Here is a 13,779-nt window from a genome sequence, read left to right as displayed (position 1 = left end):
GCGTCTGTTCATGACGTTCCCGAACGACTTCTGGCAGCACCCGAAGGTCGCGCCCCTGTCGGACGCCGCGTTCCGTGCGTTCGTGGAGCTCAACGGATACTCCCGCATGCAGGACCTCGACGGGAGAGTCCCGGCCGGCGTGGCACGCCGAATGTGGGCGCCGAAGGTCCTCGACGAGCTGTGCTCGAACCATCCGGAGCGGCCGTCGCTGGTCGTCGACGGGGATGTGTTCGTGATCTGGAACTACGCGGAGCATCAGCAGACGCGGGCGGATCGTGACGCGTTGGTGGAGAAGAACCGGGCGAATGGTCGGAAGGGCGGCCGCCCCCCGAAGAACCCAAACGAAACCCAGTCGGTTTCCAGTGGGTTCGAGATGGGAACCCAGAAGGAACCCAACGAAAAGCAGAGTCAGAGTCAGAGTCCAGAGGTGACTGACGTTAACGAGTCAAGTCCTGTACCAGCCGCGCGAGAAACGACCGACGAGCTTCCTCCGGCGGTCCAGGCGTTGGCGTCGCAGGCGGGCCTGACGAGCGTGGCGGCGATCGTGGCGCAGATCGAGAAGCACACGGCACGGCGGGTGTCGGGTGAGCGGGCGGTGACGGTGGCGCGGTGGTTGCTCGACAAGGCGAAGAATCCGCGGGTGCCTCAGCGGTACGTGTTCGGGGCGATCTCGAGGTCGCCGTTCGAGGTTCAGCAGTTCATCGACGAGAAGGGATTGGCAGCATGACGAAGCGGTGGGAATGGTCGGCACTCCACGTGACCGACACCGACTATCCGGAATACGCAATCGAGGGCGAGATCGAGGTCGAAACGGACGACCGCGAGGAGGTCGTGAAGGCGGTCCGGAAGTCCAAGCCGTGGCTGGACGAGGCCGCGTGGGATGTCTCGGTGTACGAGGTGAAGTCGTGACCGGTGATCTGGTGTCGCGTGCGCGTGCGCAGGCTGAGGCGGGTGATGCTCTGCGTGGGCGGGGCATGTCTCCGGCGTTCCCGTCGGGCCTGTTGCGGGAGTTGGCAGACGCGCTCGAGCAGTCGACGTCCATTCCGGACGCTCGATGGTGGGTGCGTGCTGGGAACCCAGAACCGTCGAATTCAGAGGAAGGCGCGTGATGCCCTGGTTCAGCTACCGGTACTGCAACCGTACGACCGATTGGGCCTCGATCCCCGAGGCCGAGAGGCGCAAGCAACGCGCGTCGTGGGAGCGGATGCGCGCTGCCGCTGATCGGCGGGTGGGGCGATGAGCCGCGAGGTCTGGCGTCCGACAGAGGACGAGCTCGTGCGATTCGTCGCGCTCCACGGCGCTCTCGGGCTCTACTCCGCAGCGAGGGAAGCCGGGGTGGATGCCATGCGCGCCGAGGCGAGGCAGTGGGAGGACTACGAGGAGGCGCTCTACCAGGCGGCGCTAGCTCTCGGCTTCGACGGCGTGGGACTCGGGCGGCGGCGCGCGATCGAGCAGGTGTTCGAGTTCGCCGCGCGCAACCGCCCCGCGCGGCCCGCTGATGCAGGGGAGGCAGGACGATGAGCGCTGAGACGACTCCGAGCATCCCGTGTCCCGCAACCCATCCGCTGATCGAGGGAGGTGCGTGCTGTCGCTACCTCGAAGGCCACGAGTCGCACGGGCTGCCTCACACTACGGTCAACGGGACGTGGTGGCGCGACCCGGAACCTGATGGTTCAGGGGGTGCGGACCGTGGCTGACTGGACTGCCCTGCTCGAGGACGGCGACTGGCCGGCCTGGTTGCGCACCGAGCTCGACCGTAAGCGGGAAGTGGACTCGTTCGGTGCTGTGGACTGGGCCCCCCAACCCCGCATGACCGCGGCCGAGCTGCTCGATGAGGTCGAGTGGCTCCTCGATGGGGGTGTGCACCCGTTGATGATCTGTCAGCAGTTGGGCCGTTCGGTGTCGGCGGTGCATCAGGCGGCTCGTCGTGCGGGTCGTGACCGTGTGGTGGTCGCGTTCAACCCGCCGGAGTCGAAGGTGTCGTGGGTGAGGGAAACGAGGAGGAGGGCAGCATGACCGAGTTGAGTCCGGAGGAGAAGGCCGAGGTCGCACGATTCGGCATCCACAACTTGGACGTGTCAGTCCCGGGTGCTGAGTGGTTCGAGGGCAAGCCCGAGTCGATGGCGTGTGAGGCGTTCATGGGCGAGCACGAAATGACCCGCGCCGACTTCGGGGCGCTGCTCCGCGAGTACCGGTCGGAGACCGGGTGGATGCCGTACGAGGCCCGCAACGTGCTCGGCGCGGACTTCCTCAACTGGCACGAATGGGAGCGACTCGGATGAGCAACTGGCAGATCGACGAGGAAGAGCGCAACGTGACAGCGAAGCTTCTCATCGAACAAGCGGACGGATCGGCAATCGCCGTCGTCCTGGAGGGTGTCGAGGCGACGATCACGGGGCATCGCCCGGTTGGTGTCCGTCAGATGGTCTACACGTTCGAGGTGTCGGGCCACACAAACGGGTATGTGCACTTCGCGCCCGGTGAGGAGCGCACGATGCCCGGGCAGGCGGCACTCGAGCAGAAGGAGCAGGACGCATGAAGCGGGAGACGCAGACGATGAAGGTTCGGGTCGGATCGCCGGGACTGGAGCAAGTGCAGGTCGCCGACCTCACAGGCCGGGACATCGGTCGGCGGGTCGTCGTGACGAACGACGGTGTCGCGGTGGAAGGTGTGCTCGACACGATCTGGTTCAACCGGACGTACAAGGGCGAGCCGCAGTGCACTTCGGTGAAGGTCACGGCGGACAAGTTCGGCACGTTCGAGATCGATCGCCCGCCACTGGACTACTCGATCGAGATCGAACGCGACGACGTCGAGTTCCCCACTGACCCGACCGAGGAGGGCCCGTTCCATGAGTGACCTCTTGGACATCATCGACGACCTGACCGTCGGCAGGGTCATCACGACCCGGAAGGACGACGGGGGGAAGCACCTCGAGCACCACGGGCCCCTGTTCGCGCAGCTGCGGGACGCGGTCGCATCATCCCTCGTGTCCGGACAGGTCGACGCCGGCGGGCGCGCTGGTGTCCCGATCGACGCGGACGCGCTCGAGAAGTACACGCGCATCGAGGAGACCGTGTCGGCGTGGTTCGTGGGGTTCGGGTTGGGGGTGCCACGGTTGACGCCGGAGGAGAACCTGCGGGCGGTGTACGCGCATGCGTGGGCCCGCGAAGAGCCCGACGACACGGTGCAGGCCGTGATCGCGGGATGGCGGGTGATGATCCTCGACAAGTTCGAACCCCCCACCATCCTCGAACTGATCGACACCCGGACGAACGAACCGGAGGCGTGCCCTGACTGTGGTGCGGGGTGGTTCCTGGTGCCCGTGTACGCGTACACGGACGCTCGGGGGCGCCGCAGGTGGGAGACGGACCGCCGGGTCGCGTTGGTGGCCCGGTATCGGCCCGACGGGCACGGAGGGCTGGACAGGACCGTCGTGGAATGCGGGTGCTGTGGGTGGCGTGCCTGTGGGGTGACCGAGATCCGGGCTCTCGCGTTCGATATCGAATCCCGCGTCTCCGAGACGGTGGGGAGCGAGTGAAATGAAGACCGAAGAACCGGAGAGATTGCTCAAGTCGACGGCAGGCGTGATCCATCTCGACGGGTGCCCGACGATGCGGCATTCCGTCGACGGCCGTGTGCCAGTTGTCCACTGGAACACCGACATACGCGACGGGGAAATGTACCAGTGGAAGGAGGTCGAATGGAAAGACTGCCGCGTCGAGCGCGCGGCAGTCGAGCGCGGCGACACCGGGCGATATCGAACCTGCATCGTCTGCGCTCCAACCGTGGACGCATGGACACCGCCGCCGCCTCAGCCGAAGTTCACATCGCGCTCTGCCGGCAGCCTGCACGCGGGCGATATCGGTCGGCACGCATGGGTCGGAGTCATCGAGTCCATCCGGCATTCGGCGACTGGTACAGAGATCGCGTTCAGCCACCCATCGGAGATGTCTCTCGAACTCAGCCCGGACGACGAAGTTACCTTCTACGTGAAGGGGACCTCCCCGTTCGCCGACGCTCACACGGAACCCTCAGAGACCCAATCGGCACTTTCCGGGCTCTGATCGGGTAGGATAAGGGTGCAGCGCCGGAGTCTGTCTAGAACCGGGTCCGATGCAACTCCCCCGCAGGACGCCCCCGACCATGACCGGTTGCGGGGCGTCCAACTCGTTCAGGCGGGGCACGTCCCGGCCACGGGGCTCGTCAACGGGAATCTCATGTGCGCCCGAAGGCCGCCCATCACGCCCTAACACCTTTCGAGGGCCAGACGGAACCTGCGAACCCCGGCCGGGACGAACGGAGCACGGCGATGCACGAGTGCAACGACTGCGGCTCCCGCTGGGAATCCCCCACCGCAGCCGACGCATGCTGCGACCCCCGCTTCGACCGCGGAGACGACTGACATGGATGTCGTCTACCTCTGCCGCCCCGGAGAGAACCCCGAACTCCGCCACTCACTCCGCTCCCTGGTCAACCTCCCCCACGACAACGTGTGGATCGTCGGCGACGCGCCCCACTGGGTCAACCGCAACACCACCCACGTGGTGCCCGTCCCCCGGCAAGGCTCCACCCGATTCGGCAACGTCCGCCGCAACCTCGAGAAAGCCTGCCGCCACCCCCTCATCACAGACCCGTTCATCCTGTTCAACGACGACTTCTACATCACCCGCCCCACCACCGAGCTCCCCCTGTACAACCGCGGCCACGTGACCGACGTGATCGGGGAACTCCACCGGGCGGGCAACCGCGGCCCCTACCCCCAAGCCGTGGCCGACACCGCCGCCGTGCTTGAGCAGCACGGGCACCGCAACCCGTTGTCGTTCGAGCTCCACGTCCCCCTGCTCATCCACAAGGCCGCGATGCTCGACGCGCTCGCCCTCAACCCCGGCATCACCCGCTGGCACTACCGCACCGCCTACGGCGCGATCGCCGGCCTCAGAGGCCGCACCATCCGCGACGTGAAGATCCTCCACCCCAACGCGCCCTTCCCCACCACCCTGTTCGTCTCCACCAGCGACAACACGTACAAGACCCACCACCGCACCCTCGCGGCCCTGTTCCCCGAACCGTCACCCCACGAGGAGCACGCATGACGAAGTGCTGGTGCCACGTCACGAACTTCGGCAAGCAATGCACCTGCCCCTGCCACCAGGGGGTAGCAGCCGAGGGCCCCACCCCAGAACAGACCCCCACCCCCACCAACACCCCCGGGTAGGGCAGGCACCGACGCCCACCCCACCCCTAGCAGAGGGCGCCCCCGGGAGGGACCATGGCCACCTCCCGCACAGGCACCGCCCCCCACATCCACTTCCGACGCCGCGTCCTCCAAGCCGGACAAGACCAAGGCATCACCCACTGCCCACTCTGCGGATGCACCCTCGACTACACCAAAGGCAGAACACCACAGAGCGCCGAACCCGACCACATCATCCCAATCACACGCGGCGGCACCAACGACCCAAGCAACGGCCGAGTCCTCTGCAGACGCTGCAACCAAGCACGCGGCAACCGACTCCAAGATCCCAAGCCCACAGCACCCGAACCACCAATCACAACCGGCTTCAACTGGTGAGGGGTGGGGGGTGACCCTCCCCCTCGACTCCCTCGCTCCCGGAGGCATAACGAGATACCCCCCCGGATGGTCGGGAGGTTCGGAGGTGCCGGAGACGATGCCTCAGAGCCACGATTCGAACTCGCGCCATGGCAGGTACAGCGGCTACCGACGAGGGTGTCGCTGCGAAGCGTGCCGGCTCGCGAACAGCGCGTACCAGCGCGAGTATCGAGCCCGTCGCGAGGCTGACGGCCGCCGGTTGACCTTCCGTCGCGAGACGGTTCCTGGCGTGTGCGAGCTCTGCGGCGCGAAGTTCGACGCGCGGGTGCAGCGCGGCTCGGTCCAGCGATGGTGCTCGGATACGTGCTGCCGGGTAGACCTGTACGGTGCGCCGGCGGGCGAGGGTGGTCGGTTCGATCGGTTCCGACCGTCGGCGTCGTTGCGGCGTGAGGTGCTCGAGCGTGACGCGTTCGTGTGCTGGCTGTGCGGTGATCCGACGGAGCCGGGTGCGTCGCCGGATTCTGGCCGGTATCCGACGCTCGATCATGTCGTGCCGCGCGCGCGTGGCGGATCGGATGATCCGGGGAATCTGCGGGCGGCTCACGCGCTGTGCAACGCGCGGAAGGGCACGCGGATCGTGGAGGCGGCTCATGGCTGAGGAGAAGTCGCGGCTCGAGGAGCTCCGGTGGTTGGTCGAGGTCACGAGGGACTCGCTCGCGGAGGCGCCGGCTGACAAGCGGTCGCCTCTGATCGGGCAGATGCGTGCGTTGCTGCAGGAGATCGAGGAGCTCGGCGGTCGTTCCGATGCGGCGCCTGCGGAGAGGACCGGTCTTCTTGACTTCCAGGAGGCTCTTGCCAAGCGACAGTCAGAGGCCGCGGCATCACGTCGCCCCGCGCGCTGATTCGACGTTCGGTGATCTGGCGGCGAAGTTCGCTGCCGACTACCAGCTCGACCCGGACGGGTGGCAACGGCTGGTCCTCGACGACTGGCTCGCGATGCGCCGGCAGAAGTTCGCGTCGCTGACGTGCGGGCTCGCGGTTCCGAGGCAGAACGGGAAGAACGCGCTGCTCGAGGTGCGGGAACTGTTCGGCATGGTTGGCCGTGGCGAGAAGATCCTGCACACGGCGCATGAGGTGAAGACGGCGCAGAAGCACTTCCGCCGGCTCAAGTTCTTCTTCGGGCAGAAGCGTGACGATCCGGGCGCGAAGTTCCCGGAGCTCAACGCGCTCGTGCAGAACGTGCGGTCGGTGAACGGGCAGGAGGCGATCTTCCTCACCAACGGTGGGTCGATCGAGCTCGTCGCCAGGTCGAAGAACTCGGGTCGTGGTTTCACGGTCGATGTGCTGGTCATGGACGAGGCGCAGGAACTGTCCGAGGACGCGCTCGAGGCGCTGATGCCGACTACGTCCGCGGCACCTTTGGGGAATCCGCAGTGGATCTTCACGGGCACACCTCCGGGGCCGTCTGCGGTCGGTGAGGTGTTCACCCGTGTGCGTCACGAGGCGCTCGGCGATAGGCCGGGACGGATCGCGTGGCACGAGTGGTCGGTGGAGGGGTCGGTCGACCTCGACGATCGCCGCCTGTGGCACGAGACGAACCCCGGCATCGACGCCGGCAGGTTGCAGGTAGATGTGATCGCGGGTGAGCGTGCCCGGTTCTCCGATGCAGGCTTCGCGCGCGAGCGCCTCGGGCGTTGGTCGTCCGAGCTCGGCGGTTCACGGCTCGTCACGGTGGCGCAGTGGGACGACACGGGCGTGAAGACCCCGCCGGCATCTGGTGTGAAGTCGTTCGGTGTCGCGTTCAGCAAGGACGGTACGCGCGTCTCGGTCGCCGGGTCGGTGAAGCATGACGGCGGTGTGCACGTCGAGCTCGTCGGCGCCCACTCGGGCCCGGTGGATGCCGGGGTCGCGTCGCTCGCTGACTGGCTCGCGGAACGCGCCACAGACACGGCCCAGATCGTGATCTCCGGCCGTGCGGGCGCGACGGTACTGCAGGAGGCATTGCGGAAGCGGCGCGTGTCGACCCGCATCGTGCACGTCGCGACGACGTCGGAGTATCTGACGGCCGCGGCGATGCTCTACGACTCGATCCTCGAGCGGTCGGTGACGCATCTCGCGATCGATGGGCAGAAGCGGCTCGACGACTCGATCAGCATCTGCGACAAGGAGAACCGCACTCGTGACGGCGGGTGGGGTTGGAAAGCGACCACGCCCGACGGGGACGAGACACCGACCGAAGCGATCAGCCTTGCGAACTGGGCGGCTGTTACCGGGAAGCGCACGAACGGAAAGGCGGTGTTCGTATGACCACCACCCTCGAGCTCGAGCCCATCTCGGATGAGCTGTCGTCGGTCGCGCGGAGTGTCGTGTGGAACGCCTGGAATCGTGCCACGGCCAAGGACAAGTTCAACCGGTTCCGCCTGTACCGTGACGGGCTGGCTGGCATCCCTGACGTGAAGGATGGTTCCTCGGACGAGATCGAGGAGCTCGCGAAGATGTCGGTGCGGAACGTGTGCGGCGTGGTCGTCGACACGTTCCTGCGTGGGCTGTCGTGTGTCGGGTTCCGGTCTCCGGCGTCGGATGACGACGACAACGGGTGGGCGTGGTGGCAGAAGCACAACCTGGATGCCCGGCAGGCTGAGGTTCACGATGCGGCGCTGACGTACGGGTTCTCGTTCGTGTCGGTCCTCCCGGACGACGAGAAGGAGCCGGTGCCGGCGACGTGGACGCCGCGGAACGTGATTGCGGAGTGGGATGACCCGCGGGTCGACCTGTTCCCGGTGTCGGCGATGCTGATCCGTGACGTGACGACCCCGCTGCTGGGGCGTGGCTGGTCGGTGCTGTTCATCGACGAGCGTCTGGTGCAGCCCGCGTTCATCCGTGCGAAGACGTCGAAGAAGGCGGACGAGGCGAAGTCGCCGACGGCCGACGACGTGATCTTCACCGACGAGCCGTGGGAGCACGGCGCCACGTACGGTGGCGTGCCGGTGTGCCCGGTGGTGCGGTTCGTGAACGAGCGCACGGCGGAGGACCGTGACCCTCGCGGCGAGGTGGAGCCGCTGATCCAGGCGCAGCGGGCGATCAATTCGGTCAACTTCGACCGGCTCGTGACGTCGCGGTTCTCCGCGTTCCGGCAGAAGGTCGTCATCGGGTGGGCTGCGACCGCTGAGGAGGTCGCTCGGGCGTCCGCAGCGGATGTGTGGGCGTTCCCCGACCACCCGGCGGATGTGAAGGTCGACTCCCTCGCAGCTTCGCCGATCGGCCCCTACGATGCGCTGCTGCGGGAGATGACGGAGCAGGTCGCCCTGCAGGCCGGTATTCCGTTGCATCAGGCGACGGGGAACCTGTCGAACGTGTCGACGGAGACCGCCGCGTTGGCGGAGTCCGCACACCAGCGGAAGCTGCTGCTCAAGCGTGAGTCGTTCGGTGAGTCGTGGGAGCAGGTGCTGCGCCTCGCGGTCGAGATGTCCGGCGGTGACGCCCCCGACGAGGCTGCGGAGATGGTGTGGCGTGAGACGGAGGCCCGTTCGTTCGGTGCCGTCGTCGACGGCATGGTGAAGCTCGCGCAGCTCGACAACGGTGTGCCGATCGAGGAGCTCCTCGACCTGATCCCGGGGATGACGCAGCAGCGCATCACGGCGGTTCGGGACGCGATGCGTCGCCGCCGGCTGACGTCGCAGCTGTCTGCCCTCGGCATCGCGGCCGCAGCGCAGCCGGACGAGCCGCCCACTGAGGGGTAACCCGTGGTCGGGCAGGTGTCGCGGGAAGCCGCGACGGAGTTCCGCACGTCCCTCGTCGGGATGCGGCGCCTCGTGGAGCAGGAGATCTCCACGTTCGTCCACACGTACCGGGATGCTCGAGACGACGAGTGGTGGAAGACGTCTTCCGCGTCGGAGGAGTTCGCGCTCGTCATGCGCGGCATCGTCGAACGGTACGGCGAGGCCGGTGCGGCGTTCGCGGCCGAGTGGTACGACGACGCGAGGGCGACGGTGCAGGCGTCGGGCCGGTTCCGTGCCGAACTGTTCGCCTCGTCGTACCTCGACGCGGTCGACGGGACGGTGCAGCGGGCCCTGTTCCAGCAGGTCGTGTCGGACGACCCGGACGACGTGACCGCGGCGATCATCAAGACGCTGCAGTCGACGATCCCTAAGTACACGCTCGACGCGCCGCGCCGCACGATCATGCAGAACACGTCGCGTGACCCGCAGGCGCAGGGCTGGCAGCGAGTCACCCGGGCCGGGGCGTGCTCGTTCTGCGACATGCTTGCCGGCCGTGGCGGGGTGTACAAGCGCGAGACGGTGCACTTCGCGTCGCACGGCGACTGCAACTGCGGCGCCGTGCCGTCGTGGGACCCGTCCGCGCCAGAGGTTGACGTCGAACTGTACGAGGCGTCGAAGCGCACGACGCGCATGTCGGATTCGCAGCGCGCGGCGCACAACAAGGCGATCCGCGACTACCTCGCCCAGAGCTAACCGAACCGGGCCCCCTTGCGGGGTGGGTGCTGAACGACGGCGGCACCGCCGGTGCGGGTGATCCGTCGGACCACTCCACACGGAGGTATCGGCATGCCCGAGGACAACAACAACGACGAGAAGAAGTTCACGCAGGAGGACGTGAACCGGCTCCTCGCCGACCAGAAGCGCACAGTGACCGAGAAGCTCACCGACCGCTACTCCGACTACGACGACCTGAAGGCCACGGCCGGTCGCGTGTCCGACCTCGAGCAGGCCCTCGAAGAGGCCCGCACGGGGCGCACGACCGCTGAGGAGCAGGTCGCGAAGTACCAGGCGAAGGAACAGGTCGCCGACTGGGCCAAGGAGATCACGAAGGACTCCGAGATCCCCGCGCACGTGCTGCGAGGCAGCACCCGTGAGGAGCTCGAGGCGCACTTCGCCGACCTGCAGGCCCTCACCCCCCAGAAGAAGCGAACCCCCGTCCCCGCCGGCACCCCCGCCGGTGGTGCTGGTGGTGGTTCGCGTGCCGCCGCCGCGTTGCGAGAGCTTCGCGGCGCCAACTGACCCCCGCGAGGAACGGCCTCGGCGGGTGACACAAGAAGAGGAGGTCAGCAATGGCTGACATCACGCGTGCCGAGGTCGCCTCGCTCATCGGCGAGGAGTACGGCCCCCAGGTCATCAAGGCCGCGACGCAGGGCTCCACGGCCCTCGCCGCGTTCCCGACCGTGAACATGGGAACGAAGACCAGCAACATGCCGGTCCTCGCGACCATCCCGACCGCCGAGTGGGTCGGCGACACCGACAACACCGGCGTCAAGCCGACCTCGCAGGCAACGTGGGCGAACAAGACCCTCGTCGCCGAGGAGGTCGCGGTCATCATCCCGATCCACGAGAACACCCTCGACGACGCGACCGAGGACATCCTCGCGCAGCTCGCCGAGCTCGGTGGTCAGGCGATCGGCAAGACCCTCGACCAGGCGGTGTTCTTCGGAACGAACAAGCCGTCGTCGTGGACCTCGCTCGACCTGCTCGCCGCGGCCGTCGCCGCGACGCAGACGGTCGAGGAGGTCTCGGGTGACGCGAACGCGGCCGACGCGTACGGTGCGTCGCTGCAGGTCGCCGGCCTGATCGCGGACGCCGGGTTCGACCCGACGACCCTGATCGCGAAGCGTTCGCTGGCGTTCAAGCTCGCGAACATCCGCAACGCGAACGGCGACCCGGTCCTCGTGGACTCGGGCCTGCGCGGGTTCGACACCTTCTGGTCGCGGAACGGCGCCTGGGAGCCGGACGAGGCAACCTCGATCGTCGTCGACCCGAACACCGTCCGCATCGGTGTCCGCCAGGACGTCACGGTGAAGCTCCTCACGGAGGCGACCCTGACCGGCGGCATCAACCTCGCGGAGAAGGACATGGTCGCGCTGCGGTTCAAGGCGCGGTTCGCCTACGTCCTCGGCAACCCGGCCACCCCGGAGACCGGTGTCGCGTCGTACGGCGTCGGCGCGGTCACGGTGCCGTCCGCCTGATGGCACGGTTCCGCAACAAGCTGACGGGTCAGGTGCAGTCGCCGATCTCCGGATCGCGGCTGCACCGGCTCGTCGAGCAGGCCGCAGGCTACGAACTCGTGAAGGAGGCGCCCCGTGGCGGATCTCGCAGCAACAGCGGACGTGGAAGCGGCGCTCGGAGTCGAAAGCCTGACGACGGATCAGGCGGCGAAGGCACCAGCACTCCTCAGTGAGGCGTCGGACCTCGTCGTCGGGTTCCTCGGGTGTGACCCGACGGACGAGACGGCCACCCCGACCGTACCGGAGGCTGTGACGCGTGTCGTGGCCCGCATGGTCGCGCGCACGCTCGAGCAGACCGGCGTGGTCGTGACTGGGGCGGAAGGTCTCACCGAAGCGGTGGGTCCGTTCTCCCGCACGACCCGGTACGGCGCCGGCACCACGTCTGGCGCCCCGTGGATCGCAGCGTCGGACAAGGTCGCGTTGCGGCCGTACCGGTGCGGTGGCGGCATGGTGCCCGTCGCGTTGCAGTCCGCCCAGACTGGCGGGTACCGGAGGTACACGTGATCTCGCTCCTCGGTGAGACGGTCACGATCATCCGTCAGAACGATTCCCCGTCGGGTGAGGACTCCCAGGGCAACCCGGTGTTCGGGACGACGGAGGTTCCCGTCACCGGGTGTGCGTTCGCGCCGGCCGCTTCGGACGAGTCCGGGACGACGTACGGCGGTCGGGTCATCTCGGGCGGCACCGTGTACGCACCGTCGGGGACCGTGTTCCGTCCGTCCGACATGCTCCGCATCCGCGGGGAAATCTGGCAGGTCGACGGTGAGCCCGGGCAGTGGACGTCACCGTTCACAGGCACCGGTTGGGGTGTCGAGGTCGCTGTGAAGAGGGGTGCGTGATGGCTCGGAAGGTGCGGTGGCGGGCGAACAAGCCCCTGACGATCGTTGCGACGTCGGAGGAGCTCGCGCAGGTCCTCGAGGCGCAGGCGCAGCCTGTGCACGATGCGATGGCGGAGGACCCGAACGAGTTCTACCGGAAGACGCTCCGCATGAAGCGGTTCGTGTCGTCTGGTGCGCGTGGACGTGTGTCGATCCAGATCGGTACGGAGTCCCGCATCGGTGCCCGGGTCGAAGCGAAGCGCGGAACGATGGCGAAGGCGATCAGTCGTGCAGGCCTCTGACATCACGTTCCCGTCGACGATCGGTCTGATCGTCACGACCCTGCGCACGTTCCTGTCTGCGCGTGGCTGGTCGTCGGTGACGGTGCAGCCGAAGCTCCCCACTGTGAAGACGGCCCGCATGGTGACCGTCCGCGACGACGGCGGGTCCGACCGGAACGGCATCGAACGGCGCCGGCACGGCCTCAACGTGTGGGGCGGGAACCCGGTCGACGCGGAAGGCATCGCGCGTGACGTCGCCGCTGGTGTCCGCTCCGAACTCCACGCCACCAACATCTCGATCCTCGAAGTTGAGGACGACGCCGACGAGGTGCTGACCGTCGGCTCGTCGAAACTCACCCACTACTTCGTGGCGTTCACCCTGCCGGTGCGCGCAACGAACCTCTGACCAACCCGCGAATCTCCCGGCGCGGGGTCAACGGCGCAGTGCGCCACCCACCCCATCTAGGAGAATCACCATGGCTGGAAAGGACATCGCGGAAGTTCGCGTGGCCGTCGACGGCATCGTGGCGACCGGTGAGTTCGGTGTGGCCACCGCGCCCACCGACGGCACCACCGAACTCGGCGTCACGTGGTCCGACCTCGGGTACGTGTCCGAGGACGGCGTCACCGAGACGACCGAGCAGTCCACGACCGTGCTGCGCGCCTGGCAGCGTGCGAAGAAGGTCCGCACCCTCATCGAGGAAGGCACCGTGCGGTACGCGTTCACGCTGCTGCAGACCAGTGCCGACACCGTCGCGTTCTACTACGGCGGCACGGTCGGGACGGACGGGTCGATCGTCATCGACGTGTCGGTCGAGCGTCCGGTGATCGCGTTCATCCTCGACGTGATCGACGGCGACGACGTGATCCGTGCGTACGCGCCGGAGGCGCAGGTCGTCGAGGTCGGCGACCAGGTGTTCGCGTCCGGTGAGCCGGTCGGGTACGAGGTCACCGTCGAGTGCGCCTACAACGAGACCCTCGGCGGCTCGGTGAAGAAGTGGTACCCGGCGCTCGCCGCGTCGGTGTAACCCCCTGACGGGGGCGGTGGTTGACGGGAGACGATCACCGCCCCTCCAACCCAACATCTCCCGTTCTCCCATCACGAAAGAA

At 67.5% G+C, this 13,779-nt stretch carries 23 protein-coding genes; all 23 read left to right on the top strand.

What is annotated here, in order from left to right; translation table 11 throughout:
• The first annotated feature begins 10 nt into the window (after window positions 1–10).
• The 23 genes from ABZK10_RS10290 to ABZK10_RS10180 all read left to right on the top strand — a co-directional run bounded on the left by ABZK10_RS10290 (window position 11) and on the right by ABZK10_RS10180 (window position 13,697).
• Window positions 11–727 carry a hypothetical protein gene (locus ABZK10_RS10290; protein ID WP_353809098.1) on the top strand — a complete coding sequence of 239 codons (717 nt, stop codon included), beginning with the start codon at window positions 11–13 and terminating at the stop codon, window positions 725–727.
• Window positions 728–756: 29 nt separating this feature from the next.
• A complete protein-coding gene (locus ABZK10_RS10285) occupies window positions 757–909 on the top strand; it encodes a hypothetical protein (RefSeq protein ID WP_353809097.1) in 153 nt (50 codons plus the stop codon).
• A 327-nt stretch (window positions 910–1,236) separates the two neighbouring features.
• Complete coding sequence (locus tag ABZK10_RS10280) at window positions 1,237–1,521, top strand: hypothetical protein (RefSeq protein WP_353809096.1); 285 nt, start codon at window positions 1,237–1,239, stop codon at window positions 1,519–1,521.
• A gap of 168 nt (window positions 1,522–1,689) precedes the next feature.
• Window positions 1,690–2,016: a hypothetical protein gene (locus ABZK10_RS10275; RefSeq protein ID WP_353809095.1), complete on the top strand. Its 327-nt coding sequence runs from the start codon at window positions 1,690–1,692 to the stop codon at window positions 2,014–2,016.
• A complete protein-coding gene (locus ABZK10_RS10270; protein ID WP_353809094.1) occupies window positions 2,013–2,282 on the top strand; it encodes a hypothetical protein in 270 nt (89 codons plus the stop codon). The genes ABZK10_RS10275 and ABZK10_RS10270 overlap by 4 nt, the downstream gene beginning before the upstream one ends.
• Window positions 2,279–2,539 carry a hypothetical protein gene (locus tag ABZK10_RS10265; RefSeq protein ID WP_353809093.1) on the top strand — a complete coding sequence of 87 codons (261 nt, stop codon included), beginning with the start codon at window positions 2,279–2,281 and terminating at the stop codon, window positions 2,537–2,539. Before ABZK10_RS10270 ends, ABZK10_RS10265 begins: the two co-directional genes overlap by 4 nt.
• On the top strand, window positions 2,536–2,859 hold the full coding sequence (locus tag ABZK10_RS10260) for a hypothetical protein (RefSeq protein ID WP_353809092.1): 324 nt from the start codon (window positions 2,536–2,538) through the stop codon (window positions 2,857–2,859). The genes ABZK10_RS10265 and ABZK10_RS10260 overlap by 4 nt, the downstream gene beginning before the upstream one ends.
• Window positions 2,852–3,541, top strand: a complete 690-nt coding sequence (locus ABZK10_RS10255; RefSeq protein ID WP_353809091.1) for a DUF7341 domain-containing protein — start codon at window positions 2,852–2,854, stop codon at window positions 3,539–3,541. Before ABZK10_RS10260 ends, ABZK10_RS10255 begins: the two co-directional genes overlap by 8 nt.
• A 1-nt stretch (window position 3,542) precedes the next feature.
• Window positions 3,543–4,067 carry a hypothetical protein gene (locus tag ABZK10_RS10250; protein WP_353809090.1) on the top strand — a complete coding sequence of 175 codons (525 nt, stop codon included), beginning with the start codon at window positions 3,543–3,545 and terminating at the stop codon, window positions 4,065–4,067.
• Window positions 4,068–4,406: 339 nt separating this feature from the next.
• Window positions 4,407–5,096 (top strand): hypothetical protein, encoded by a 690-nt coding sequence (locus ABZK10_RS10245; RefSeq protein ID WP_353809089.1) that lies wholly within the window; start codon window positions 4,407–4,409, stop codon window positions 5,094–5,096.
• Between the two features lie 176 nt (window positions 5,097–5,272).
• Window positions 5,273–5,575, top strand: coding sequence for an HNH endonuclease (locus tag ABZK10_RS10240; RefSeq protein ID WP_353809088.1), 303 nt, complete (start codon window positions 5,273–5,275; stop codon window positions 5,573–5,575).
• Window positions 5,576–5,672: 97 nt separating this feature from the next.
• Complete coding sequence (locus ABZK10_RS10235; protein ID WP_353809652.1) at window positions 5,673–6,212, top strand: HNH endonuclease; 540 nt, start codon at window positions 5,673–5,675, stop codon at window positions 6,210–6,212.
• Window positions 6,205–6,456 carry a hypothetical protein gene (locus tag ABZK10_RS10230; protein ID WP_353809087.1) on the top strand — a complete coding sequence of 84 codons (252 nt, stop codon included), beginning with the start codon at window positions 6,205–6,207 and terminating at the stop codon, window positions 6,454–6,456. The genes ABZK10_RS10235 and ABZK10_RS10230 overlap by 8 nt, the downstream gene beginning before the upstream one ends.
• Window positions 6,407–7,861 (top strand): P-loop NTPase family protein, encoded by a 1,455-nt coding sequence (locus ABZK10_RS10225; RefSeq protein WP_353809086.1) that lies wholly within the window; start codon window positions 6,407–6,409, stop codon window positions 7,859–7,861. The genes ABZK10_RS10230 and ABZK10_RS10225 overlap by 50 nt, the downstream gene beginning before the upstream one ends.
• A complete protein-coding gene (locus ABZK10_RS10220; protein ID WP_353809085.1) occupies window positions 7,744–9,294 on the top strand; it encodes a phage portal protein in 1,551 nt (516 codons plus the stop codon). Before ABZK10_RS10225 ends, ABZK10_RS10220 begins: the two co-directional genes overlap by 118 nt.
• A 3-nt stretch (window positions 9,295–9,297) precedes the next feature.
• Complete coding sequence (locus ABZK10_RS10215) at window positions 9,298–10,026, top strand: VG15 protein (protein ID WP_353809084.1); 729 nt, start codon at window positions 9,298–9,300, stop codon at window positions 10,024–10,026.
• Window positions 10,027–10,119: 93 nt separating this feature from the next.
• A complete protein-coding gene (locus ABZK10_RS10210) occupies window positions 10,120–10,572 on the top strand; it encodes a hypothetical protein (RefSeq protein ID WP_353809083.1) in 453 nt (150 codons plus the stop codon).
• Window positions 10,573–10,622: 50 nt separating this feature from the next.
• Window positions 10,623–11,531 (top strand): phage major capsid protein, encoded by a 909-nt coding sequence (locus ABZK10_RS10205; RefSeq protein WP_353809082.1) that lies wholly within the window; start codon window positions 10,623–10,625, stop codon window positions 11,529–11,531.
• A 114-nt stretch (window positions 11,532–11,645) separates the two neighbouring features.
• Window positions 11,646–12,074 carry a hypothetical protein gene (locus tag ABZK10_RS10200; RefSeq protein WP_353809081.1) on the top strand — a complete coding sequence of 143 codons (429 nt, stop codon included), beginning with the start codon at window positions 11,646–11,648 and terminating at the stop codon, window positions 12,072–12,074.
• On the top strand, window positions 12,071–12,409 hold the full coding sequence (locus ABZK10_RS10195; RefSeq protein WP_353809080.1) for a hypothetical protein: 339 nt from the start codon (window positions 12,071–12,073) through the stop codon (window positions 12,407–12,409). Before ABZK10_RS10200 ends, ABZK10_RS10195 begins: the two co-directional genes overlap by 4 nt.
• Before the next feature lie 11 nt (window positions 12,410–12,420).
• The gene (locus ABZK10_RS10190) at window positions 12,421–12,690 is read left to right on the top strand and encodes a hypothetical protein (protein ID WP_353809078.1); all 270 of its coding nucleotides are present in this window, start codon (window positions 12,421–12,423) and stop codon (window positions 12,688–12,690) included.
• Window positions 12,677–13,075, top strand: a complete 399-nt coding sequence (locus ABZK10_RS10185; protein ID WP_353809077.1) for a hypothetical protein — start codon at window positions 12,677–12,679, stop codon at window positions 13,073–13,075. The genes ABZK10_RS10190 and ABZK10_RS10185 overlap by 14 nt, the downstream gene beginning before the upstream one ends.
• 70 nt (window positions 13,076–13,145) lie before the next feature.
• On the top strand, window positions 13,146–13,697 hold the full coding sequence (locus tag ABZK10_RS10180) for a phage tail tube protein (RefSeq protein WP_353809076.1): 552 nt from the start codon (window positions 13,146–13,148) through the stop codon (window positions 13,695–13,697).
• The last annotated feature ends 82 nt before the right edge of the window (window positions 13,698–13,779 follow it).

Origin of the sequence: Agromyces sp. SYSU T00194, assembly GCF_040496035.1 — a bacterium.
In the GTDB taxonomy this organism is placed as follows: domain Bacteria; phylum Actinomycetota; class Actinomycetes; order Actinomycetales; family Microbacteriaceae; genus Agromyces; species Agromyces chitinivorans.
The sequence above is the reverse complement of the archived record's forward strand: the minus strand, read 5'-3'. Positions and strand labels throughout refer to the sequence as shown.

What these genes read in the sequence shown, in the direction of transcription:
- ABZK10_RS10280 (WP_353809096.1), top strand. Translation starts at nt 1,237, where the DNA reads ATGAGCCGCGAGGTCTGGCGTCCGACAGAGGACGAGCTCGTGCGATTC.
- ABZK10_RS10265 (WP_353809093.1), top strand. Translation starts at nt 2,279, where the DNA reads ATGAGCAACTGGCAGATCGACGAGGAAGAGCGCAACGTGACAGCGAAG.
- ABZK10_RS10230 (WP_353809087.1), top strand. Translation starts at nt 6,205, where the DNA reads ATGGCTGAGGAGAAGTCGCGGCTCGAGGAGCTCCGGTGGTTGGTCGAG.
- ABZK10_RS10240 (WP_353809088.1), top strand. Translation starts at nt 5,273, where the DNA reads ATGGCCACCTCCCGCACAGGCACCGCCCCCCACATCCACTTCCGACGC.
- ABZK10_RS10205 (WP_353809082.1), top strand. Translation starts at nt 10,623, where the DNA reads ATGGCTGACATCACGCGTGCCGAGGTCGCCTCGCTCATCGGCGAGGAG.
- ABZK10_RS10290 (WP_353809098.1), top strand. Translation starts at nt 11, where the DNA reads ATGACGTTCCCGAACGACTTCTGGCAGCACCCGAAGGTCGCGCCCCTG.
- ABZK10_RS10255 (WP_353809091.1), top strand. Translation starts at nt 2,852, where the DNA reads ATGAGTGACCTCTTGGACATCATCGACGACCTGACCGTCGGCAGGGTC.
- ABZK10_RS10210 (WP_353809083.1), top strand. Translation starts at nt 10,120, where the DNA reads ATGCCCGAGGACAACAACAACGACGAGAAGAAGTTCACGCAGGAGGAC.
- ABZK10_RS10260 (WP_353809092.1), top strand. Translation starts at nt 2,536, where the DNA reads ATGAAGCGGGAGACGCAGACGATGAAGGTTCGGGTCGGATCGCCGGGA.
- ABZK10_RS10270 (WP_353809094.1), top strand. Translation starts at nt 2,013, where the DNA reads ATGACCGAGTTGAGTCCGGAGGAGAAGGCCGAGGTCGCACGATTCGGC.
- ABZK10_RS10180 (WP_353809076.1), top strand. Translation starts at nt 13,146, where the DNA reads ATGGCTGGAAAGGACATCGCGGAAGTTCGCGTGGCCGTCGACGGCATC.
- ABZK10_RS10245 (WP_353809089.1), top strand. Translation starts at nt 4,407, where the DNA reads ATGGATGTCGTCTACCTCTGCCGCCCCGGAGAGAACCCCGAACTCCGC.
- ABZK10_RS10235 (WP_353809652.1), top strand. Translation starts at nt 5,673, where the DNA reads ATGCCTCAGAGCCACGATTCGAACTCGCGCCATGGCAGGTACAGCGGC.
- ABZK10_RS10250 (WP_353809090.1), top strand. Translation starts at nt 3,543, where the DNA reads ATGAAGACCGAAGAACCGGAGAGATTGCTCAAGTCGACGGCAGGCGTG.